Raw genomic sequence first — 23,204 nt, 5'->3', positions numbered from 1 at the left:
GCTCACCCCGGCCCGCTCGCGCGCGGGCCGGGGTGAGCCCTCACCGGACCCGCAACTCGCTTGTCGGGACACGGATTCGCATCGGTTGCCGCCAGGAAGGTGACACGTCGGTCCGGCAACCGCGCCGTCCCGCGCGGGCGTCTTGGCGGGCGGTAGGGTCCCGGGCGGTGCGGGAGCGCCGGAGAGTGAGGTGCGCGGAGATGACGACCATCCGCTGGGGAGGCGACCCGCCCCCACCGAGCCCACCGGGCGGCGGTCCCGTGCCGCCACAGCCGGGCCCGCCGACCCCACCGCCGGCGCCGCCGGTCCCGCCGCCGGGCGACCCGAACGCCCCCACCCGGCCCCGGGGTTGGCCATCGGTGCTGCGGATGCTGCGGCCCGTGCCCGCCGGCCTGTACCCGGTGTTGCTGCCCGTCCTGTTGCTGCTCTCGCCGCTGGTGGCGCTGTACGCGCTCGCCCGCAGCGCCCGCCTCGCGGCCTGGCGCGTCTTCGTACGCGGGAGCGCCCCCGCCCCGGTGCACGACCCCCGGGTGGCGCGCCTCAAGACCCTCCGGACGTGGGCGGCGGTCGCGGTCACGATCGCGGTCGTCGTGGCCCTGGGCAACGCCCAGGACGTGGGCCAGCACCTCACCGAGCAGTGGGCCACGCTCCTCCTCGCGCCCTGGCTGCTCATCGCCAGCGGACCGGTCGTCCTCGGCGTCCTCATCTGGCTCGCGCCACCCGCCCGCCGCGCCACGATGCGGGCCGCGCTGCGCGGTCCGCTGCGCCAACTCGGCCTGTTCTTCGGCTCGTTGGCCCTGATTCCCGCCCTGTTCTACGGCGTGGACCTGCTCAACCCCTCGCACGCGGGCGGCAACCTCGGCACCCTGCTGGTCCTGGCGAGCCTGGCGGCGGGCGGGTGGTCGGTGTTCCTGTTCCTGTTCGCGTCGGTCACGGTGGTCCGCACCGGCTTCGGCACGGCGGCCGTGCACCCCGCGACCCCGGCTCTGTTGACCAGCGTCCTGGTCTGGGAGATCGCGGCCATCGGCGGGCTGCCCGGCGGCCCGCCCGCCCTGGCGTACGTACTGCTTGTCGGCGGCCCGGCCACGGTGACGGCCCTCTCGTGCTGGGAGATCAGCCGGCTGCGCTCCCGGTACGGGGTGCGGCTACGCGGCTGAGCCAGCTCGCGGCGGCCCGGGGCGGGCGGGCCCGCCCGCCCCGGGCCCTGGCTCACACCGCCCACCACACCGCCGTGTCGGCGGGCAGTTCGCGCGTCCCCCCTTCGGCGGGGCCGAGTTCGGCGCTGGCCACCAGCACCGGGCCGGGCTCGGGCAGGCGCACGGGGGCGGAGGTCGTGTTGACCGTGCACTGCACGCCGCCCTGTGGCGCGTCGCGCCGGAAGGAGAGCACGCCGTCGGGGGCCGTCAGCCAGCGCACCGCGTCGCCCGCGCCGAGCGCCGGCTGTTCGCGGCGCACCGCGAGCGCCCGCCGGTAGAGCTCCAGCGTCGAGTGCGGGTCGCCGGTCTGCGCGGCCACGCTGAGCCGCGCCCAGGCGGCCGGCTGCGGCAGCCAGCTCGGGCCGCCGGGCTCGGGGCCGAAGCCGTACGGCGGGACGTCGCCCGACCAGGGCAGCGGCACCCGGCAGCCGTCGCGCAGCCCGTCCTGGCCGTTGCCCCGGAAGAACGAAGGGTCCTGTCGTACCTCGTCGGGCAGGTCGGTGACCTCGGGCAGGCCGAGTTCCTCGCCCTGGTAGAGGTAGGCGGAGCCGGGCAGCGCCAGCATGAGCAGCGCCGCCGCCCGCGCGCGGGCGAGCCCCTGCTCCGGGCCGGCGTCGGCGAACCGGGTGGCGTGCCGCACCACGTCGTGGTTGGACAGCACCCAGGTGGTGGGCGCGCCGACCGGGCGCATGGCGGACAGCGACGCGTCGATGACCGAGCGCAGCGCGGCGGCGTCCCAACCGGTGGTGAGGTAGTGGAAGTTGAACGCCTGGTGCAGCTCGTCGGGGCGCAGGTAGCGCGCGGTGCGCTCGGCGCTGGGGGTCCACGCCTCGGCGACGCCGATGCGCTGCCCGGGGTACTCGTCGAGGACCTTGCGCCAGCTCCGGTAGATCGCGTGGACCCCGTCCTGGTCGAAGAAGGGCAGCGGCTGGTTGCCGAGCAGCTTGAGCTGCCCGGTCTGGCCCATGTCGGGCAGCCCGGCGGCCTTGACCAGGCCGTGCGCCACGTCGATGCGGAAGCCGTCGATGCCGAGGTCGAGCCAGAACCGCAGGATGGTGCGGAACTCGTCGTGGACGGCGGGGTGGTCCCAGTTGAAGTCGGGCTGCTGCGGCGCGAACAGGTGCAGGTACCACTCGCCCGGGGTGCCGTCGGGGTCGGTGGTGCGGGTCCAGGCGGGCCCGCCGAAGATGGACTCCCAGTCGTTGGGCGGCAGGTGTCCGTCCGCCCCCTTGCCGGTCCGGAAGTGGAAGCGGTCCCGCAGCGCGGAGCCCGGCCCCTCGCGCAGCGCCCGCCGGAACCAGGCGTGCTGGTCGGAACAGTGGTTGGGCACCAGGTCCACGATCACCCGCAGCCCGAGCCGGTGGGCCTCGTCGATGACGGCCTCGGCGTCGGCCAGGGTGCCGAACATGGGGTCGATGGCGCGGTAGTCCGCCACGTCGTAGCCGGCGTCGGCCTGCGGCGAGGCGTAGCAGGGGCTGAGCCAGACGGCGTCGACGCCGAGGTCGCGCAGGTGGGGCAGGCGGTGGCGGACCCCGGCCAGGTCGCCCATGCCGTCGCCGTCACCGTCGGCGAAGCTGCGCGGATAGACCTGGTAGATGACGGCTTCGCGCCACCATTCGGAGTGCCGCGCGCCGGCCTCGGCGCGACGGTCGGCGGTGTGGGGTGCGGCGGTGCGGGGTCCGCCGGCGGCGTGGTCCTCGGCGGGACGGTCGTCGGCGGGGCGGTGGTCGGCGCGCGGCGCCACCGCGCCGGCGGGGGCGGGGGCGGTCGGGGTGGCTGCGGGGTGGTCCGTCGGAGCCGTGCCGGTGGGGGCGGCGAGGTGCTCTGTCATGTCATCCCTGGGGTGCTCGGATACGGAGCGGCGGCGCCGGCCCACGGGGCCGGTGCGGCGCCACGGTGGGGCGCGGCGGGGGCGTGGTCGCTCGCCGGTCGGCGGCGGGCCACGGCGGGCTGGCTGGGTTGCCGAGGAACGTAACAGGGTTGCAAGGACACGGAAAGAGCTTGCGAAAGTTTTCCACCGCGCCCCCCGAACACCGCCCCCACGCGCCGGCCCACCAGCCACTACCCGCCCTTGACAGCCAGCTCACCGAGGGTCTTCAACAGATCCCCCACTCTCGCACCGCGCCGACCAGCGGCTGCAAACTCTTGCAAGAGCGGGCTTCTCCACTGACACGCACCCGCCGCGCGCCGCTCGCCCGACGCCCGGCCGTGGTGGCGCGCGGGCGGTGGCCGGGCCCGTCCCGGCCACGGTGGGCAGGGCGGCGGGCGACCGGTAGGGTCCCACTCCATGACCGCACGGCTCGCCGACATCGCAGCCCAGGCGGGGGTCAGTGAAGCCACCGTGAGCCGGGTGCTGAACGAGAAGCCCGGCGTGGCCACGGCCACTCGCGCCTCCGTACTCGCCGCGCTCGACGCGCTCGGCTACGAACGTCCCCTGCGCCTGCGCCGGCGCGGCACCGGGCTCGTCGGGCTGATCACGCCCGAGCTGGAGAACCCGATCTTCCCCGCCCTCGCCCAGGTCATCGGGCAGGCCCTGACCCGGCAGGGGTACGCGCCGGTGCTGGCCACCCAGACGCCGGGCGGTCCGACCGAGGACGAGCTGACCGAGATGCTGGTAGACCGGGGCGTGGCCGGCATCATCGTGGTTTCCGGGCTGCATGCGGACACCACCGCCGACGTGCGCCGCTACGCGCGCCTACGCGCCGTTGGCATGCCCTTCGTGCTGGTGGACGGCTACGCGCCCCAGGTGCGCGCGCCCTTCATCTCGCCCGACGACCGGGCCGCGATGGAGCTGGCCGTCACCCACTTGGCCGCGCTCGGGCACCACCGGATCGGCCTCGCGCTCGGGCCCGCGCGGTTCGTACCGGTCCAGCGCAAGATCGAGGGGTTCCAGCGCGGCATGCGGCAGCGGCTCGACGTCGCGCCCGAGGCGTGCGCGGAGCTGATCGAGCACTCGCTCTACACCCTGGAGGGCGGCCGGGCGGCCGGCGGCGCGCTGCTCGAGCGGGGCTGTACGGCGGTGGTGTGCGCGAGCGACACGATGGCCCTCGGCGCGGTGCGGGCCGCCCGCGAGCGCGGCCTGCGGGTGCCACGGGACGTGTCCGTCATCGGCTTCGACGACTCGCCCCTGATCGCCTTCACCGACCCGCCGCTGACCACGGTGCGCAAGCCCGTACGCGCCATGGGCCAGGCGGCGGTGCGGGCCCTGCTGGAGGAGATCGGCGGGGCGCACTCGGCGGACGCGGCGAGCGCCGCCTCGGCCCCGCTGTACAGCGAGTTCGTGTTCCTGCCCGAGCTGGTCGTACGGGAGTCGACCGCTTCCGCGCCGGGCGCCACACCGGCCGCCCCCACGCGCCCCGCCCAGGGGGCGTGAGGGGCGGATGTCCGCCCCTCGGGTGAGGCGGATACCCGACGTGCGGGTGATCTGCCGAGCAGACAAGTCTGGCAGACTGTTCTTCTATGGGTGAAGCGATTTCGAGGACTCCGGAAGGCCGGACGGCAGCTCTCCCGCCACCCATCGAGGAGCGCGCGGAAGAGGCCGGTCCGCCGGTCGCGCGCACCCGTCTGGCCCGGCTCCGCGTGCCCCGCAGGCCCCGGCTGTGGTTCGAGATCCTGCTCATCGCGGTGAGCTACTGGACGTACTCGCTGATCCGCAACGCGGTGCCGGCGCACAAGGACACCGCGCTGCGCAACGCCCACTGGATCTGGGACGCCGAGCAGTCCCTCGGGCTGGCCGTGGAGCGCGGCGTGAACCACGGCGTCGACTCGGTCACCTGGCTGATCGTCGGCATGAACTACTACTACGCCACGCTCCACTTCGTGGTGACGATCGGCGTCCTGGTGTGGCTCTACCGCTGGCATCCCGGGCGGTACGCGGCGATCCGCCTGGTGTTGTTCGCCACCACCGGCGTGGCCCTGGTCGGCTTCTTCTTCTTCCCGCTGGCCCCGCCCCGGCTGATGCCGGACATGGACTTCATCGACACCGTGCTGGTCCACCGCACCTGGGGCTCGCTGGCCTCGGGGAACCTGGCCGAGGTGTCCAACCAGTACGCGGCCATGCCCTCGATGCACATCGGCTGGTCGACCTGGTGCGGGATCACCATCGCCGCGCTGGCCCGGCCGCGCTGGGTCAAGACGCTCGGCGTGCTGTACCCGGTGGCCACGCTGGTGGTGATCGTCGCCACCGCCAACCACTTCTGGCTCGACGCCGTCGGCGGGCTGATCTGTCTGTCGTTCGGCTTCGCGGTCGCCGCGCTGTGGTACGCGGCCTCGCCGTACCGGCTGCCTCGGCACATCGCGAGCCCCGTCGCGCGGCGCTCCGTCCCCGGCCGGACCGCCCAGCCACCGGCGGCGGACCGCGCCGCCGCCCCGGAGGCCGCCCCCGCGCCGGCCACCCCGCTCGCGTCGGGCCCGGCGGAGACCGCCGACGCGGACCCCGCCGCCACCGGCGGCCCGACGGCCGGCCGCCCCGGCTCCGCGACGCGCCGCTCCTGACCGGCCGGCCCGGACGAGGCCCGGGCCCGGCGGATCAGCCCGGGTAGTCGTAGAACAGCCGCTCCATCACCCCACGGGCACGCCGGGTCGTGCGGCGGTAGTCGTCCACCATCTCGCCGACGTGTCCCGGCTCGTAGCCGAGGTAGCGGCCGACGGCGGCCAGCTCGCGGCCGTCGGCGGGGAAGGTGTCGCCCGGCCGGCCGCGTACCAGCATCACCGCGTTCCGCACCCGGGTGGCCAGCACCCACGCCTCGTCCAGGGTCTGCGCGTCGTCGGTGTCGATCAGGCCGATGGCGTGCGCGGCGGCCAGCGCGGGCCGGGTGCGGGTGGTGCGCAGCCCGGGTTCCGCCCAGGCGTGCCGCAACTGGAGGAGCTGCACGGTCCACTCCACGTCGGACAGGCCGCCCCGGCCGAGCTTGGTGTGGGTGGTGGGGTCGGCGCCGCGCGGCAGCCGCTCGGTCTCCATCCGCGCCTTGAGCCGGCGGATCTCCCGTACGGCGTCCTCGCCGAGGCCGTCGACGGGGTACCGCAGCGGGTCGATCAGCTCGATGAACCGCTCCCCCAGGTCGGCGTCGCCCGCGACCGGCTCCGCCCGCAGCAGGGCCTGGCTCTCCCACACCTTCGCCCAGCGCCGGTAGTACGCGGCGTACGAGGCGAGGGTGCGCACCAGCGGTCCCGACTTGCCCTCCGGGCGCAGGTCGGCGTCGATGAGCAGGGGCGGGTCGGCGGTGGGGAGCTGGAGCAGCCGGCGCATCTCGTTGGCGACGGCGAACGCGGCCCGGGCCGCCTCCTGCTCGTCGACGCCGGGGCGCGGCTCGTGGACGAAGAGCACGTCCGCGTCGGAGCCGTAGTTCAACTCGTGGCCGCCGAAGCGGCCCATGCCGATGACCGCGAACCGGGTGGGCAGGGTCTCGCCCCAGGTGTCGCGCACGGCCGCGCGCAGCGCGCCGGCGATGGTGGCCGCGTTGAGGTCGGAGAGGGCAGCGCCGACGGCGTCGGCCGCGGCGCCCGCGTCCAGCCCGGCCGGTGGTTCGCCGCCGGCCGCCGCGCCGGGGCCGTGCGCCGCCGGCTCGCCCGAGCCGCCGCGCGCCGGCAGCGGCGCGCTGGGCAGCGGCCCGGTCGCGGCGGGCCCCGTCCCCCCGGCGCCGCTCCCGGTCGCGGCCCCCGCCGCTGCCGTGGTGCCGCCGGCGTACCCGGGGTGGCCCGGGTGCTCGTGGTAGGGGGCGAAGGCGCCGATGAGGTCGGCCGCCGCGGTGCGGAACAGCTCGCGCCGGCGCACGCCGCGCGCCGCCGCGACCGCCTGTTCGGGCCCGTCGGCGCGGCTGACGGCGGCGAGCACCTCCTGTTCCAGGTGGGCCCGGGTGCGCGGGCGCAGCCCCTGCGGGTCGCCGAGCAGCGCGACCGCCTCCGGGGCGCGTAGCAGCAGGTCGGGGGCGAGCCGGCCGGCGGACAGGACGCGGGCCAGGTTCTCGGCCGCGGCGCCCTCGTCCCGCAGCAGCCGCAGGTACCAGGGCGTCTTGCCGAGCGCGTCGGAGACCTTGCGGAAGCCCAGCAGGCCCGCGTCCGGGTCGGCGGAGTCGGCGAACCAGCCGAGCAGCACCGGCAGCAGGGTGCGCTGGATGGCGGCCTTGCGGGTGACGCCCGAGGCCAGCGCCTCCAGGTGGCGCAGCGCGCCGACCGGGTCGGCGTACCCCAGCGCTTCCAGGCGCTGCCCCGCGGCCTTGGTGCTGAGCCGGGTCTCGCCCGGTTCGAGCTGGGCGACGGCGTCGAGCAGCGGCCGGTAGAACAGCTTCTCGTGCAGCCGGCGCACCTCGCGCGCGTGCCGCTTCCACTCCTGTCGCAGCCGGGTCACCGGCTCGGTGCGCGGCCAGTCGAAGGGTCGCGACAGCGAGCGGCCGAGGCGCCGCAGGTCCGCCTCGTCCTCGGGGACCAGGTGGGTGCGGCGCAGCTTGTAGAGCTGGATGTGGTGCTCCATGGTGCGCAGGAAGCGGTACGCGTCGTCGAGCGCGGCGGCGTCCGCGCGCCCCACGTAGCCGCCGGCGGCCAGCGCGGCGAGGGCGTCCAGCGTGCTGCCGCTGCGCAGCGAGGCGTCGCTGCGGCCGTGCACGAGTTGCAGCAACTGCACCGCGAACTCGACGTCCCGCAGGCCGCCCGGGCCCAGCTTGATCTCCCGGTCCACCTGGGCCGCCGGGATGTTCTCCACGACCCGGCGGCGCATCTGCTGGACGTCGGCGACGAAGTTCTCGCGCTCGGCGGCCTGCCACACGAGCGGGGCCAGCGCGTCCACGTACGCCTGCCCGAGCGCGGCGTCCCCGGCCACCGGGCGGGCCTTGAGCAGCGCCTGGAACTCCCAGGTCTTGGCCCACCGCTGGTAGTAGGCGAGGTGGCTGGCGAGGGTGCGCACCAGGGGCCCGTTGCGGCCCTCCGGGCGCAGGTTGGCGTCCACCGGCCAGATGGTGCCCTCGGCGGTGACGTCGCCGCAGATACGTACCAGGCGGGCGGCGAGCCGGGTGGCGGCGCGCAGCGCGGCCGACTCGTCGTCGGCCGCCGCGCCGGAGCGCCGGGACCCGGGGGGCGCCGGATCGCCGGACGCGTCGGGGCTCGCGGTGGCGGGGCGGTGCGGCGCCTCGGCCACGAAGATGACGTCCACGTCGGAGACGTAGTTCAGCTCGCGCCCGCCGCACTTGCCCATCCCGATCACGGCCAGCCGGCACGCGGCGGCGTCCTCGGGCGCCTCCTCGGCGGCGATCCGCAGGGCGGTACGGAGGGTCGCGGTGGCCAGGTCGGCGAGTTCGGCCGCGGTCTGCGCCACGCCGGTGGTGCCGCACACGTCGCGGGCCGCTATGCCGAGCAGGCACCTGCGGTAGGCGGCGCGCAGCGCGTCGGGCTTGCTCAGCTCGCCCGCCGGATCGCCCCACACGCCGTGCGTCAGGGCCTGCTCGAACTCGGGGATGCTCGGATGCAGGTCGGCGGATTCGTAGGTGGCCAGCGAGCGCCAGTCGTCGGGGTGCCGGGCGAGGTGGTCGCCGAGCGCCTCGGACGCGCCGAGCACCCCGAGCAGCCGGTCGCGCAGCGGCTTGGCCGTGGTGACCGTGGTGAGCAGCGTCTGCCGCTCGTCCTCCGGCAGCGCCTCCGCCAGCCGCACCAGGCCCATCAGGGCCAGGTTGGGGTCGGCGGTGACGCCCAGCGCGTCGAGCAGCACCGGATCGGCCCGCACGGCGGCGAGCTCCGGCGCGTCGAGCAGCCGCTCGGCCGCCGCGGGGTCGGTGAATCCATTGCGCAGCAGCCGGCCGAACCGGCTGTCCCGTCGCCCTTGCAGCACGGCGTACCCGCCTTTCCGCGCGGTCGTCACCCGGTGCCGGCGCCTACGGCGCGGCGCCCTGGCCACGACCGCTCGCCCTGGTCCGCGAGGGAGCTTAGTACCTGCCCAGCGGGGGCCCGCCGGCGCGGGCGGCCGTGTCCACTGTGCCCTATACCCGCACGGCACGGGGTGCCGCGGGCCGGAGACCGACTGTCTCCGGCCCGCGCGCGGGGGTGGGGACGGGGACGGCGTGCGGGGTGACACGCGGGGCGGCGTGCCCGGGGCCGTGGTCGCGGGGCGTACGTGACGTGCGTGGCGTGCGTGATGTGCGTGGCCTGTGGGGTGAACGGGGCGCGGGCGGGAGGCTCGGTGTGCCGTACACGGCTGCCCTGCGCGGCTGCCCTACACCGGGTGCCGTACGGGGTACGTGTACGTCGAGCCGCCGCTCAGGGGGCGGGTGGCGCGGCCGGGCCGCCGGGGCGCGGGGCGGGCCGCGTCAGCCGGTGTCGCCGCGTCAGCCGGTGAGGAGTTCCACCTCTCGCTGGACCACGTCAAAGAAGGGCACGTCGTCGGAGTTGCCGAGGATGACGCCGACCCAGCCGGTGTCGGGATAGATGTTCCAACTGGCGAAGCTGCCGGGGTTGACGCCGGCGCGGCCGTTCACCCACTGCCCGTTGGTGAGGCTGACGGGCATCATGTAGGTCCCGAAGGCCGCGTCCGCGGGGACGGACCTGTGGGCCTTGCGGGCCAGACCGCCGCCCTGGGGGGCAAGGGGGACCTTGGGGCCGAAGAACAGCTCGGCGTAGTGCCGGTCGAGGAGCGTGCCGTCGCGCAGCCCGTGCGCGAAGCGGACCAGGTCCGGCGCGGTGGCGAAGCCGCCGTCGCCGGGGAAGTCGATGAAGCTGCGCGCCGGGTTCTTGCCCAACTGGTACGGGTCAGGGCTGCCCTTGTCCAGATTGCGGACGGCGTCCACCCGGCTGCCGTCCGCCACCCGCATGTACGAGTGCGCGATGTGCTTGTCGGTCAGCCACTGCGGCCGGGTGTAGAACGCGGTGCCGGTCATGCCGCACCGCCGGAAGACGTTCTCCTCGACGTAGTCCCAGTACGTCGTGCCCGACACGGCCTCGACGATCAGCGCGGGGATGGCGACCTCGGCGCCGGCGTGGTCGGTGGGGGTGCCGGGGGCGGACATCAGCTTGGCCTGGCGGGCCCACCGCTCGTAGTACTCGCGCACCTCGTCCCTGCTCTGGAAGATCCGCTCCAGGTCCTCCTCCGGGGTGTTCAAGCCGGAGGTGCCGGAGAGCAGGTGGTGGATGGTGACCTGTTCGGCGATCTCCGTGGGGAAGCCCGTCAGGTGCGCGCCCACCGGGTCCGAGAGGCGTAGCTTGCCCTGTTGCGCGAGTTGCAGGATGGCCACCGCCCCGAACGGTTTGCCCGCCGACGAGAGGTTGAACGCGACCCCCTCGTGGTTGCGTACGCCCTTCTCCTTGTCCGCCATGCCGTAACTGCGCGAGAGCACCGTGCGGCCCCGGTGCGACAGCAGCACCACGCCGGAGAACTTGTCCTCGGCGGCCAGCTTCGCCACATACCGGTCGTAGGCCCCGCCGGGCCGGGCGTCCGGCGGAATGGCGTCGGGGTCGGTCGCGGCCGGGGCGGCGTGGCCGGGCCGGGCACCAACTAACTGCGCGCCGCCCGCCGCCACCCCGGCGGCCGTCAACCCGCCCCATCCGAGCAGCTTCCGCCGGTCGATGCCGCGTACGGAATCCGAGTCCATGATCACGTTCCATTCCTGATCGACGGACCGCCCACAGGTGCGCGGCGGTCCACGCGCCCATCGAAGCCGGCGACGCATATCGCGGGCGTATGCGTTTTTCGGTACGCCCGCCACCCGTCGCGAGCCGAGGGCGTCGAGGAACGTGCGGAACAGAGGGAACGGAGGGGACAGAGGGAGACGGCGCCGGCCGAAAGGCGGCCCACCGCCCGGAGGGCCCGCCCGACCAGCCCCTACAACGCCGGCAGCCGTTCGCGCAGTTGGAAGGCGGTCACCTCGGAGCGGTGCTCCTCGCACTCCTGCTTCCTGTCGCGCGGGAAGGAAGACCCGTACCGACCGAGGTCCCCGACCGCGCCGGCCGGGGACCTCGACACCATTGACTGACGGATTCGACCCTGTGGCCGCGTCCTCATCAGGTCGGTTACGGGGGCGGTTTGGCGCCGCCGTAACCGACCTGAGCCACCTGGTAAGGGCGGTACGCGGAGAGACGTCGTCAGTCGGTTCGGTTCGCCCTTGTCGGTGTCAGACACTGATGTCACCCGCAGGACAGTCCTGACGTGCGTCTGACTCAGAGACGATCATTCGGGTGCGCGCCACCGGTCCCTGTGCCGCGACGGGTTCCCGTGTCGTGAGTCTTGTTCCGACGCGGGATGAGGCCGAGCAGACCCAGAAGGCCGGCGAGACCCCAAAGGCCCCAGCCTCCGTTGTCGTCGTCCTTGTCATCACCCTGCGCTTGACTCTGGGTGGCCTGCACGGTGGCCGCCTGGGCCACCACCGGTGTCTGCGCTTCCGCCGTGACCGCAGCGGGTCCCGCGAGGAGAGCGGCGGTCAGGAGAGCACCGATAGTCATGCGACGCATAGTTCCTCCTTGGATAACCCAAAGGTGGGCCTTGCTCCCCATAGGAACGGCTTCGGAGAGGCGCGCAACTCAGGCAGGCGCGACAACTCCCGCTGAAGGGCGGTGGAGCCCCTCTCCCGGGCGCTGCGCCCAGCAGGGGCCGTACGGCCGAATGGGTGACCCAGTGGAGTGCCCTCGTCCACCACTCACCCCACCCCACACACGCCCCAACCAGCCCGCGGGCGGCGACGCACCGGGTTCGCCCCGCGGTCCTGTACCCACCTGCTTGCGAGCGGTGAGGGGCGGGCCCGCGTCACCACGGACAAGGCGTGCCGGGGGGCGTCCGGGCTCGACGGCCGGCCCCTGGACGGCCCAGAACTGATCATGACTGCGGGCGGGCCGCCTCCGCCGAGCGAGACGGCCCGCCCGCTTGGCGTTCCCTGTGCCGCTGACCAGCCCCTACAACACCGGGAGCAGGTTGCGCAGTTCGAAGGCGGTCACCTCGGAGCGGTACTCCTCCCACTCCTGCTTCTTGTTGCGCAGGAAGAAGTCGAAGACGTGCTCGCCCAGCGTCTCGGCGACCAGTTCGCTGCGCTCCATGAGGGCGATCGCCTCGCCGAGGTTCTGCGGCAGCGGCTCGATGCCCATGGCGCGCCGCTCGGAGTCGGAGAGCGCCCACACGTCGTCGTCGGCGCCGGCCGGCAGCTCGTAGCCCTCCTCGATGCCCTTGAGGCCGGCGGCGAGCAGCACCGCGTACGTCAGATAGGGGTTGGCGCCGGAGTCGATGGAGCGGACCTCGACGCGTGTGGAGCCGGTCTTGCCCGGCTTGTACATCGGCACCCGGATGAGCGCGGAGCGGTTGTTGTGGCCCCAGCAGATGTACGAGGGGGCCTCGCCGCCGGCGCCGGCGGTGCGCTGGGAGCCGCCCCAGATGCGCTTGTAGGAGTTGACCCACTGGTTGGTGACGGCCGAGGTCTCCGCGGCGTGCCGGAGCAGCCCGGCGATGAAGGAGCGGCCCACCTTGGAGAGTTGGTACTCGGCGCCGGACTCGTGGAAGGCGTTGCGGTCGCCCTCGAAGAGGGAGAGGTGGGTGTGCATGCCGGAGCCGGGGTGCTCCGAGAACGGCTTGGGCATGAACGTGGCCTGCACGCCCTGTTCCAGCGCGACCTGCTTCATCACGAGGCGGAAGGTCATGACGTTGTCGGCGGTGGACAGCGCGTCGGCGTAGCGCAGGTCGATCTCCTGCTGGCCCGGCGCGCCCTCGTGGTGGGAGAACTCGACCGAGATGCCCATGGACTCGAGCATGGTGATCGCCTGGCGGCGGAAGTCCATGCCGACGTTCTGCGGGGTGTGGTCGAAGTAACCGGAGGAGTCGGCGGGCACCGGGCGGGTGCCGTCGACGGGCTTGTTCTTCAGCAGGAAGAACTCGATCTCGGGGTGGGTGTAGAAGGTGAAGCCGAGGTCGGAGGTCTTCGCGAGGATGCGCTTGAGGACGTAGCGCGGGTCGGCGTAGGACGGGGAGCCGTCCGGCATCAGGATGTCGCAGAACATGCGCGCGGTGCCGGGGGCCTCGGCGCGCCAGGGCAGGATCTGGAAGGTGGCCGGATCTGGCTTCGCGATCATGTCCGACTCGTAGACCCGGGCGAAGCCCTCGATGGCGGAGCCGTCGAAGCCGATGCCCTCGTCAAACGCCTGCTCCAACTCGGCGGGAGCGACCGCGACGGACTTGAGGAAGCCGAGCACATCGGTGAACCACAGCCGTACGAAGCGGATGTCGCGCTCTTCGAGCGTGCGGAGCACGAACTCCTGCTGCTTATCCATAGTACCTATCCTCGCAGGTCAGACGGCTGCTCTGGGGTGCTTGGCAGATCCGGTGACACCTCAGTATCACGCCACCGGGTTTCCGTTGAGTTTCGCATCCGTGCCGGCGCTTCGCGCCGGCGCGTGCGCGTTGGCGTGGGACCGGGCCCGCGCCCGGCGGGCCGGCCCCCTCTCACGTCGCGCGCGGGTGCCCGGCGCGGGCCGGAACACGCCCGGGGAACTCGTTCGCGCTCGACTCTTCCCTGCGTGAGGTGACGTGTGAAATTTTACATGGCACACGCCCCGTACGTGTTCATGACACGACGAGGTGCGCTTCCCGTGCGCCCCGCGCACGGCCACTCCACCCCCACAGGAGGCATCTGCGATGAGAAGGACCCCGGTGCGACGGCGCACCGGCCCACTGGCGGCCCTGGCCATATCCCTGTGCCTCGGCGGCGGGCTGCTCGCTGCCCCGAGCCAGGCGGCCCCCGCCGCCGCGCCCCCCACGCCCAGCGCCGCGCCCACCACCGCGCAGGGCCCGGACGGCGCGGGGCCGCTCGGGCCGGCGCCGTCCGCCGCGCGGCCCGTCGAGGCCGAGCACGTACGCGACGCGCGGACCCCGCTCGACCAGCGCCCGCCCCTGTCGGCCGACCGGGACGCGCTGCGGCAGGACTACGACATGCCCGTCGCGCCCGACACGCTCTCCCCCGAGCAGCGCCGCCCCCCGGCACGCGGGAGGACGCGCGCGGCGTGCGACGTCGGCGACTTCACCGGCAACACGGGCGCGGCCCTGGTCGAGAAGGTCAGGGGCGCGGCCCCGGACTGCGTCAACACCCTCTTCAACCTCACCGGCGCCGACGCGCGCGGCGCCTTCCGCGAGGAGCAGATGGTCACCGTGGCCGACGCGTTGCGCGCCGGCTCCGCCGACTACCCGGGCGACGGCTCGACCGGCATGCCACAGATCGTGCTGTTCCTGCGGGCCGGGTACTTCGTCCACTGGTACAACCCGGACGACGTCGGTGAGTACGGGCCGGCGCTGCGCGCGGCGATCCAGGGCGGCCTCGACGCGTTCTTCGACTCCGCGCACGCGGGCGACGTCACGGACGCCAACGGCGAGACCCTGGCCGAGGCCGTCACCCTGATCGACAGCGCCGAGGAGAACGCCCGCTACCTGCCGGTGGTCAAGCGGCTGTTGGAGGGGTACGACGCCTCGTACGACGACTCCTGGTGGATGCTCAACGCGGTCAACAACGTGTACACCGTGCTCTTCCGCGGTCACCAGGTGCCCGAGTTCGTGAGCGCCGTCGAGCGGGACCCGAGCATCCTGCGCACGCTCTCCGACTTCGCCGCGCAGCACCTGGACCTGCTCGGCGGCGAGCAGAGCTATCTGACCTCGAACGCCGGGCGCGAACTCGGCCGCTTCCTCCAGCACGCCGCGCTGCGGCCCGAGGTCACCCCGCTGGCCAGGGGGTTGCTGCGACGCAGTGAGATCACCGGCCGCACGGCCCCGCTGTGGGTCGGCGTCGCCGAGATGATCGCAGCGTACGACGGGGCCAACTGCGCCACGTACGGCACCTGCGACCTGCCCGAGCGGCTGACCGAGGCGGCGCTGCCGGTGCGGCACGCGTGCGGGCCGAGCATCGACATCCGCGCGCAGGAGATCAACGCGGAGCAGTTGGCCGCCACCTGCGCCAGCCTGACCGGCCAGGACGCCTTCTTCCACGACATCGCGCGGGACAGCGGCCCGGTCGCCGACGACCACAACGAGACCATCGAGGTCACCGCCTTCGACTCCAGCACCGACTACCAGACGTACGCCGGCGCGATCTTCGGCATCGACACCAACAACGGCGGCATGTACCTGGAGGGCGACCCGTCGGCGGAGGGCAACAAGCCTCGGTTCATCGCCTACGAGGCGGAGTGGCTGCGGCCCGACTTCGCGATCTGGAACCTCAACCACGAGTACACCCACTACCTCGATGGCCGGTTCAACATGCACGGCGACTTCGCGGCCGGGGTCAGCACGCCGACCGTGTGGTGGATCGAGGGTTTCGCCGAGTACGTCTCGTACTCCTACCGCGGCCTGCCCTACGAGGAGGCCGCCGCCGAGGCCGGCAAGCACACCTACCCGCTGAGCACGCTCTTCGACACCACGTACGAGAACGCCGACACCACCCGCGTCTACCGCTGGGGCTACCTCGCCGTGCGCTACCTGCTCGAACGCCACCGCGACGACGTGGACACGGTGCTCGGGCACTACCGCGCGGGCGACTGGCGGGCCGCGCGGCAGCACCTCACGCGGACCATCGGCAGCGACTACGACGCCGACTGGGACGCCTGGTTGACCGAGTGCGCGGCCGGCGGCTGCGCCAGGACGGCCTGACGCACGCCCCGCGGGACCCGGCCACCCACAAAGCCGGCCTCGCCGCCACGCCCCGCCGCCCCCGGCCCGGACCCCACTCGGGCCGGGGGCGGCGGCCCCTCACGCCGTGGGTGCTACCGGTTGGGCCGAAGGCTTGATGACATGTGAAGTTATACTCTCCGGGCCGAACCTAGGACGGAGGCCCACGTGGCTGACCTGCGGCAACGCAATCTGATCTTGGTCCAGGAGCGGCTGCGCGACCAGGTGGCGAACGCCCTGCGCGCCGCCATGATCGCCGGCGAACTCCAGGCCGGGACCGTGTACTCCGCCCCGGCGCTCGCCGCCGAACTGGGCGTCTCGGCGACGCCAGTCCGCGAGGCCATGCTCGCCCTGGCCCGCGAGGGCATGGTGGAGCCGGTCCGCAACAAGGGCTTTCGGATCACCGAGTTGTCCGACCGCGACCTCGACGAGTACAGCGAGATCCGCGAGTTGATCGAGGTGCCCACCATCGGGCGGGTGACCCGCACGGTCTCCGTGGAGGACCTGGAGTCGATGCGCCCGGTGGCCCAGGAGATCGTGGCCGCCGCCGGCCGGCACGACCTGATCGGCTACCTGGAGGCGGACCGCAGGTTCCACCTCCAGCTCGTGGGCCTGGCCGGCAACGTCCGCCTGGTGGAGGTCGTCGGCGACCTGCGCAAACGGGCCCGGCTGTTCGGCCTCGCCCGGCTCGACCGCAACGGGGAGCTGATCGCCTCGGCCGAGGAGCACCTGGAACTCCTCGACCTGATGATCGCGGGCGACGCCGCAGGTGCCCAGGAGTGCATGCGCCGCCACCTGGGCCACGTCCGCTCGCTGTGGTCCTCACCGGTCAAGGGCGAGGACGGCGACGGGGACGGGGACGGGGATGAGCGCGGGGACGGAGACAGAGGCGGGGCGGAGTAGGCGTGCGGGCGGGTGCACGGCGTACGCGGGTGCGCGGGTGGTCGCGTGGCGGCGGGCGGCGGTGCGCGGCCCGCGACCCAGCCTCCTGCGGTCATACCCCACGGGGGTAAGCTGGCCCGCGATGACCGTACGGGAGCGCACGGCGCCGAACCAGCAGCGAGGCGGCACCGCCTGGGGTGCCCGGCTGCTGCTGTTCACGGCCCTGCTGTTCGGCATCGTCACCATGCACACGCTCGGTCATCCCACGGAGCACGGCGGTACGGCCGGACACACGCGGCCGAGCGGGGCGGCGCCCGGCCACCCGCCGATGGCTGACGCCCCGCCAGCCGACCCACCGCCGCCCGCGCACGCCCCGGCCGCCCACGCCGCCGACCACCCCGCCCTCACCTCGGACGACACCCTCACCCCGGACGACGTCCGCGCCTCGGCCGATCTCCTCGCGTCAGGTGACGCGGTCGGCCTCGGCGATCCGCGTCAGCTCGGCGCGCCCGGGCATGGCGGAATGGACCCACTGTCGGTCTGCCTCGCGGTGCTCGCGGCGTGGTCCGTCGTGCTGCTGCTGAGCGCGGCTGCCCGACGCCGGGCCAGTGCCCCCGTGGCCACGCTCGGCACCGCGTACGCCGCCGCGCCGTGGCCCGCTCCGCCGCCCCGCCCCGCGCCCCCGACACGTACCACGGTGCTGCGCCTGTAGGACGGCCCGCGCCGCTCCCCCACCACCTCGCTGCGATCCCGCTCGATCGCCCCGGCGCGCGTGTGCCCGGGCGTCGGCCGGGTGCCGCGCGGTGCCCGCGAGCGGCGGCCGAGCCCACCCTTACGCGTCGACACCGATCGAGGTGCTTTCGTCATGCGCACAACCTCCCGGCGTGCCCTGTTGGCCGCCACCACCGCGCTGGCCGGCGGCGGCCTGCTCGCCGCCTGTTCCTCCGACTCCGACCCGGGTTCCCCTTCGGGTTCCGGCTCCCATGGCGGCCACGGCAAGGACGCCGCCCCCGGCGACTACGTCGCCCCCGACGACCCCGAGGTCGCCGCCGCCGAGCGCCGGCGCCGCCCGGGTCCGGTACGCGAGGTGAGCCTGACCGCCGCCCGCGCCCGGCTCGACCTGGGTGGTGGGGTGAGCGTCGACTCGTGGGCGTACGACGGCGAGTTGCCGGGGCGCGAGCTGCGGATCACCGCCGGGGACACGCTCGCCCTCACCCTCGCCAACCACCTGCCGCAGGCCACCTCGCTGCACTGGCACGGCCTCGCGCTGCGCAACGACATGGACGGCGTGCCCGGCCTCACCCAGCGCCCGGTGCGAGCCGGCGCCTCGCACACCTACCGGTTCGCGGTGCCGCACCCCGGCACGTACTGGTTCCACCCGCACGCCGGCGTGCAACAGGACCGTGGCCTGTACGCGCCGCTCATCGTCGAGGACCCCAAGGAGCCGCTCGCGTACGACAAGGAGTGGGTCGTGGTGCTCGACGACTGGGTGGACGGCGTCCAGGGCAGCACCCCGGACGCGGTGCTCGCCGAACTCAGCTCGGGCATGGGCCACGGGGACGCGGGCGCCGGCGGCCACGGCGGCATGGACCACGGGGAGATGGACCACGGGGGCGCGAGCCCCAGCGGTACGCCGACGGGGCCGGCGCGCTCCGGGCCGCCCCGGATGATGATGGGCGCGACCAGCAAGCTCCTGGGCGGCGACGCGGGCGATGTGGCGTACCCGTACTACCTGGTCAACGGGCGTACGGCCAAGGACCCGCACACGTTCAGGGCGCGCCCCGGGGACCGGGTGCGCATCCGGCTCGTCAACGCGGGCGGGGACACCGCCTTCCGGGTGGCGCTCGGCGGGCACGCCATGACCGTCACGCACACCGACGGCTTTCCCGTCGAGCACGCGCGCACGGACGCGCTGCTGCTGGGCATGGGCGAGCGCTACGACGTGCTGGTCACGGTGGGCGACGGGGTGTTCCCGCTGACCGCCGTCGCCGAGGGGAAGCGGCAGGCCGCGCTCGCCGTGCTGCGCACCGGCGGCGGTGCCGCGCCGGCCTCGGACGTCCGCCCGCGCGAGCTGTCAGGCAAGCTGCTGACCGCGGAGAAGCTGCGCGCGGCCGAGCCCGTACGGCTGGCCGCCGGCGCGCCGGACCGTACGGTGCGGCTGCGGCTGACCGGCTCGATGGCGCGCTACGACTGGGCGATCAACGGCAGGCGCTACAGCCCGAAGCAGCGTTATCCGGTGCGGGCGGGCGAACGCGTGCGGCTGTCGTTCGTCAACGACACGACCATGTGGCACCCGATGCACCTGCACGGGCACACCTTCGCGCTGGCCTCGCCCCCCGGCGCGCGCGCCGGGGCGGCGGCGGGCGGTGGGGCGCGCAAGGACACCGCCATCGTGCTGCCGGGCCGCCGCCTCGACGTGGACTTCGACGCGGACAACCCGGGCCTGTGGATGCTGCACTGCCACAACGTCTACCACGCGGAGTCGGGCATGATGACGGTCCTCGGCTACCGGAAGTAACGCCCCGGCGCGCGGGGCTACGGCGGGTCCGCCGTAGCCCCGCGACGGGCCGCGGGCGCGGGGCTATGGGCCCGGCCCGGGCACCCGCGCGCTAGTCAGGCCAGGCCGGCTCAGGCCGGGCCAGGTCAGGCCAGGCCGGCTCAGGCCGGGCCAGGTCAGGTCAGGTCGGGCCAGGTCAGGTCAGGTCGGGCCAGGTCAGGCGGGCCGCGCCAGGCCGGGCGAGCCAGGCCGCGTCAGGCCGGGTCGGGTCGGCCCGGGCCGCCTCACGGCGCGTCGGTGAGCCGGGGTCGCAGGTGGTCGTAGGCCCAGGCGCCGAGGGTGGTGGGGGTCGTGGTGTGGACGGTGCGGGGCTGTTCGGGGACGAAGTCCTCGCGCAGGCCGGTCGACATGCCGAGCACGGCCTCGACCGCCGCGTCGGTCATCCCGAACCCCCGGAGCTGGGCACGCATGGCGTCGTCGGTGATCCGCTCGACGCCGACGGGCCGACCGGTGGCCTCGCTGAGGATGTCGGCCACCTGTCGCCAGGTCAGGTCGGCCGGTCCGTGCACCGCCCGCACACACCGCCCGGACCAGCCGGGCGACAGCAGCCGCGCGACGGCGACCTCGGCGATGTCGCGCGGCGCCACCCAGGGCATGGGCGCGTCGAGCGGCAGGATCACCTGGAGGGTGCCCGCCCGCAGGGCGTCGAGTTGGAACTCGAGGTTGCTGAAGAAGTAGCCGCAGCGCAGGTGGGTGACGTCGACGCCGGTGTCGTCCAGGGCCACTTCGGTGTGGGCCAGGCCGTCGATGTCGCCGGCGCCCCGCCGCTTCTCGGCGCCGACGCTGCTCTGGAAGACGACGCGGCCGATCGAGTTGTCGGTGACGGCGCGGACCACGCTGCGGGTGGCGCGCGCGTACTCGTCGAGCGGGTCCGGGCCGCCGGTGGTCGGGTCCACCCAGAACAGCGCGTCCACGCCCGTGGTGGCCGCCGACACCGCGTCGGCGTCGAACTGGTCGACCCGTACGGCGTCCACCGCCTCCCGCAGGTCGGGGGCGAGCCGATCGGGGTCGCGCAGCAGCACGCGGGGTCGCACCCCGGCGCGCAGCAGCGCGGTGACGACGTGCCGGCCGACGTTGCCGGTGGGGGTGGTCACGGCGATCCGCGGGGTTGCCTGGTCCTGCACGGTTGTCTCGCTCCGCATGGTCTTTCTCCTTCGGTGGCTCTGCCCGCAGGCTAGGAGGAGAGCCGGCCGGAACCCGTCCTCCTCTTCTGAGAGGTTGCGTAGATGGACCACGACCCGACGACCAGGACCCTGGCCCTGCTGACGTTGTTGCAGTCCGGCGGCGAGTGGACCGCCGCCGACCTGGCCGAACGGCTCGGCACGAGCACGCGCACGGTGCGCCGCGACGCCCGGCGGCTGCGCCGGCTCGGCTACGCGGTCGAGGCCCGCCCGGGCCCCGGCAGCACGTACCGGCTGCGCCCCGGGGTCAAGGTGCCGCCGCTGCTGTTCACCGCCGACGAGATCACCGCGCTGGTGGCCGGCCTGCACCTGATCCGCGCCTGGCTCCCGGAGGAGGCGGTCGCCTCCAGCGCGCTGCTCAAGCTCGACCAAGTGCTGCCCCGTCCGCTGCGCCGCCGCGCCGCCGCGACCGACCTGGCCACCGAGGTGCTCCAGCAGCCCGGGGCCGTGGTCGCGGCGGCGACCGTGGGCGTGATCGCGGACGCGGTCGCCGAGGGCGGCCGGCTCCGCTTCCGCTACACCGACCAGCACGACCGGCGCTCGACGCGACTGGTCGAGCCGTACCGCCACTACCTGCGCGCCGGCGCGTGGTACCTCGTGGCCTTCGACGTGGACCGGGACGACTGGCGCACCTTCCGGCTCGACCGGATCGCCGACATCACCCCGGTGGCGGGCAGCTTCCCGCCACGCCCGTTCCCCGACACGTCCATCGAGCACTGGCTGACCACCGACTTCGGCCGCGCGACGGAGCGCCCACCAGGCACCATCCCGGGCGCGCCGCGCGGCGCCGCACCGCCGGCGGAGCCCACGGAGCCGGCGGAACCCCCGGAGCGAGCGGAGTCCGCGAAGCCGGTGGAGCCCGCCGGGTGACGCCCGGCGCGGTGTGGCCGCCCTCACCACCCCATCGCGTCAAACAGACGATTACACTGGCCGGCGTGCCTCAACTTCGCCTCGCTCTGAACCAGATCGACTCCACCGTCGGTGACCTCGCGGCCAACGCGGAGGCCGTCGTCCAATGGACCCGGCACGCCGCCGAACAGGGCGCCCACCTGGTGGCGTTCCCCGAGATGGCGCTGACCGGCTACCCCGTCGAGGACCTGGCGCTGCGCGCCTCCTTCGTCGAGGCGTCCCGCGCCGCGCTGACCGCGCTCGCCGCCCGGCTGGGCGCCGAGGGCTTCGGCGAGCTGCCGGTGATCGTCGGCTACCTGGACCGCAGCGACAAGGAGCAGCCGCGCTACGGCCAGCCCGCGGGCGCGCCGCGCAACGCCGCGGCCGTGCTGCACCGCGGGCAGGTGGCACTCACCTTCGCCAAACACCACCTGCCGAACTACGGCGTCTTCGACGAGTTCCGCTACTTCGTGCCCGGCGAGACGCTGCCGGTCATCCGCGTCCACGGCGTCGACGTCGCCCTCGCCATCTGCGAGGACCTGTGGCAGGAGGGCGGCCGGGTGCCCGCCACCCGCTCCGCCGGCGCCGGCCTGCTGGTGTCCATCAACGCCTCCCCGTACGAGCGCGAGAAGAACGACACCCGCCTCGAACTGGTCCGCAGGCGCGCCCGCGAGGCCGGCTGCACCACCGCCTACCTCGCCATGATCGGCGGCCAGGACGATCTGGTCTTCGACGGCGACTCGATCGTGGTCGACCGGGAGGGCGAGGTGATCGCGCGGGCCCCGCAGTTCGCCGAGGGCTGCGTCCTGGTCGACCTGGACCTGCCGGCCGCCGCGCCCGAGCCCCCGTCGGGCGTGGTGGACGACGGGCTGCGCGTCGACCACGTCACCCTGAGCCAGGACCCGGTGCCGGCGTACGAGCGGGAGTTGGCCGGCGGCGAGGCCGAGCGGCTCGGCGACGCGGAGGAGATCTACACCGCCCTGGTGGTGGGCCTGCGCGCGTACGTGGCCAAGAACGGCTTCCGCAGTGTGCTCATCGGCCTCTCCGGCGGCATCGACTCGGCGTTGGTGGCGGCCATCGCGTGCGACGCGCTGGGCGCGCGCAACGTGTACGGCGTGTCCATGCCGTCGAAGTACAGCTCCGGCCACTCCAAGGAGGACGCCGCCGAGCTGGCCCGGCGCACCGGCCTCAACTTCCGTACGGTGCCCATCGTCCCGATGTTCGACGCGTACATGGGCTCGCTCGACCTGACCGGCCTCGCCGAGGAGAACCTCCAGGCGCGGCTGCGCGGCACGCTGCTGATGGCGCTCTCCAACCAGGAGGGCCACATCGTGCTGGCCCCCGGCAACAAGTCGGAGCTGGCCTGCGGCTACTCCACGCTCTACGGCGACTCCGTCGGCGCGTACGGCCCGATCAAGGACCTCTACAAGACGGGCGTCTTCCGCCTGGCGCGGTGGCGCAACCAGGCGGCCGAGGAACGCGGCCAGACGCCGCCGATCCCGGAGAACTCGATCACCAAGCCCCCGAGCGCCGAACTGCGCCCGGGCCAGGTCGACGCCGACTCGCTGCCCGACTACGACGTGCTCGACCAGATCCTGGAGCGCTACGTCGACCGCGACCAGGGCAGCGCGGACATCGTCGCCGCCGGCTTCGACCCGGAGACGGTGACCCGGGTACTGCGCATGGTGGACGCGGCGGAGTACAAGCGCCGCCAGTACCCGCCGGGCACCAAGATCTCCGCCAAGGGCTTCGGCAAGGACCGCCGCCTGCCCATCACCAACCGGTGGCGCGAGTCGGGTTGAGCGGGGCGCTGACGCGGGTCGGGTGGGGGGTGGCTGGCGCGGGTCGGGTGAGGTATGGCTGACGCGGGTCGGCTCAGGGTGGCGTGCGAGCGG

The 23,204-nt window shown here is 74.1% G+C and carries 16 protein-coding genes; 9 read left to right on the top strand and 7 right to left on the bottom strand.

The genetic code is table 11. From position 1 onward, the window contains the following. The first annotated feature begins 200 nt into the window (after positions 1 to 200). Positions 201 to 1,157 carry a hypothetical protein gene (locus H7H31_RS26360; RefSeq protein WP_187118104.1) on the top strand — a complete coding sequence of 319 codons (957 nt, stop codon included), beginning with the start codon at positions 201 to 203 and terminating at the stop codon, positions 1,155 to 1,157. A 52-nt stretch (positions 1,158 to 1,209) separates the two neighbouring features. Here H7H31_RS26360 and H7H31_RS26355 read toward each other — a convergent pair whose 3' ends face one another. Next, complete coding sequence (locus H7H31_RS26355) at positions 1,210 to 3,027, bottom strand: glycoside hydrolase family 13 protein (RefSeq protein ID WP_232110093.1); 1,818 nt, start codon at positions 3,025 to 3,027, stop codon at positions 1,210 to 1,212. A 456-nt stretch (positions 3,028 to 3,483) separates the two neighbouring features. Here H7H31_RS26355 and H7H31_RS26350 point away from each other — a divergent pair, with 456 nt between their 5' ends. Together H7H31_RS26350 and H7H31_RS26345 are read left to right on the top strand one after the other, a co-directional pair. After that, on the top strand, positions 3,484 to 4,569 hold the full coding sequence (locus H7H31_RS26350) for a LacI family DNA-binding transcriptional regulator (protein ID WP_187062167.1): 1,086 nt from the start codon (positions 3,484 to 3,486) through the stop codon (positions 4,567 to 4,569). A gap of 86 nt (positions 4,570 to 4,655) precedes the next feature. Next, complete coding sequence (locus tag H7H31_RS26345) at positions 4,656 to 5,690, top strand: phosphatase PAP2 family protein (RefSeq protein WP_187062166.1); 1,035 nt, start codon at positions 4,656 to 4,658, stop codon at positions 5,688 to 5,690. 34 nt (positions 5,691 to 5,724) lie between these two features. On the opposite strand, the gene H7H31_RS26340 is transcribed toward H7H31_RS26345, so the two are convergent. The 5 genes from H7H31_RS26340 to glnA form a co-directional block, all read right to left on the bottom strand. Then, positions 5,725 to 9,012, bottom strand: coding sequence for a bifunctional [glutamine synthetase] adenylyltransferase/[glutamine synthetase]-adenylyl-L-tyrosine phosphorylase (locus H7H31_RS26340; protein ID WP_187062165.1), 3,288 nt, complete (start codon positions 9,010 to 9,012; stop codon positions 5,725 to 5,727). Positions 9,013 to 9,505: 493 nt separating this feature from the next. Beyond that, complete coding sequence (locus H7H31_RS26335) at positions 9,506 to 10,765, bottom strand: serine hydrolase domain-containing protein (RefSeq protein WP_187062164.1); 1,260 nt, start codon at positions 10,763 to 10,765, stop codon at positions 9,506 to 9,508. 230 nt (positions 10,766 to 10,995) lie between these two features. Beyond that, positions 10,996 to 11,139 carry a hypothetical protein gene (locus H7H31_RS26330; RefSeq protein ID WP_187062169.1) on the bottom strand — a complete coding sequence of 48 codons (144 nt, stop codon included), beginning with the start codon at positions 11,137 to 11,139 and terminating at the stop codon, positions 10,996 to 10,998. A 191-nt stretch (positions 11,140 to 11,330) separates the two neighbouring features. Further along, the gene (locus H7H31_RS26325) at positions 11,331 to 11,621 is read right to left on the bottom strand and encodes a WGxxGxxG family protein (protein WP_187118103.1); all 291 of its coding nucleotides are present in this window, start codon (positions 11,619 to 11,621) and stop codon (positions 11,331 to 11,333) included. A gap of 438 nt (positions 11,622 to 12,059) precedes the next feature. Continuing rightward, complete coding sequence (gene glnA / locus H7H31_RS26320; RefSeq protein ID WP_187062162.1) at positions 12,060 to 13,421, bottom strand: type I glutamate--ammonia ligase; 1,362 nt, start codon at positions 13,419 to 13,421, stop codon at positions 12,060 to 12,062. Between the two features lie 364 nt (positions 13,422 to 13,785). Here glnA and H7H31_RS26315 point away from each other — a divergent pair, with 364 nt between their 5' ends. The 4 genes from H7H31_RS26315 (at position 13,786) to H7H31_RS26300 (ending at position 19,201) form a co-directional block, all read left to right on the top strand. After that, positions 13,786 to 15,783 (top strand): collagenase, encoded by a 1,998-nt coding sequence (locus H7H31_RS26315; protein WP_187062161.1) that lies wholly within the window; start codon positions 13,786 to 13,788, stop codon positions 15,781 to 15,783. Between the two features lie 186 nt (positions 15,784 to 15,969). Continuing rightward, the gene (locus H7H31_RS26310; RefSeq protein WP_187062160.1) at positions 15,970 to 16,704 is read left to right on the top strand and encodes a GntR family transcriptional regulator; all 735 of its coding nucleotides are present in this window, start codon (positions 15,970 to 15,972) and stop codon (positions 16,702 to 16,704) included. 121 nt (positions 16,705 to 16,825) lie between these two features. Continuing rightward, complete coding sequence (locus H7H31_RS26305; protein ID WP_187118102.1) at positions 16,826 to 17,395, top strand: hypothetical protein; 570 nt, start codon at positions 16,826 to 16,828, stop codon at positions 17,393 to 17,395. 153 nt (positions 17,396 to 17,548) lie between these two features. Continuing rightward, the gene (locus H7H31_RS26300; protein WP_187064244.1) at positions 17,549 to 19,201 is read left to right on the top strand and encodes a multicopper oxidase family protein; all 1,653 of its coding nucleotides are present in this window, start codon (positions 17,549 to 17,551) and stop codon (positions 19,199 to 19,201) included. A 263-nt stretch (positions 19,202 to 19,464) separates the two neighbouring features. On the opposite strand, the gene H7H31_RS26295 is transcribed toward H7H31_RS26300, so the two are convergent. Continuing rightward, positions 19,465 to 20,382, bottom strand: coding sequence for an NAD(P)H-binding protein (locus H7H31_RS26295; protein WP_187064243.1), 918 nt, complete (start codon positions 20,380 to 20,382; stop codon positions 19,465 to 19,467). A gap of 84 nt (positions 20,383 to 20,466) precedes the next feature. Here H7H31_RS26295 and H7H31_RS26290 point away from each other — a divergent pair, with 84 nt between their 5' ends. Further along, positions 20,467 to 21,291, top strand: coding sequence for a helix-turn-helix transcriptional regulator (locus H7H31_RS26290; protein WP_217202231.1), 825 nt, complete (start codon positions 20,467 to 20,469; stop codon positions 21,289 to 21,291). A 65-nt stretch (positions 21,292 to 21,356) separates the two neighbouring features. Beyond that, positions 21,357 to 23,111 (top strand): NAD+ synthase, encoded by a 1,755-nt coding sequence (locus H7H31_RS26285; RefSeq protein WP_187064242.1) that lies wholly within the window; start codon positions 21,357 to 21,359, stop codon positions 23,109 to 23,111. The last annotated feature ends 93 nt before the right edge of the window (positions 23,112 to 23,204 follow it).

This window comes from Streptomyces buecherae (assembly GCF_014295035.1).
GTDB classification, from domain to species: domain Bacteria; phylum Actinomycetota; class Actinomycetes; order Streptomycetales; family Streptomycetaceae; genus Streptomyces; species Streptomyces youssoufiensis.
Note: the sequence above shows the minus strand (reverse complement) of the source record. Positions and strands in the feature narration are given on the sequence as shown.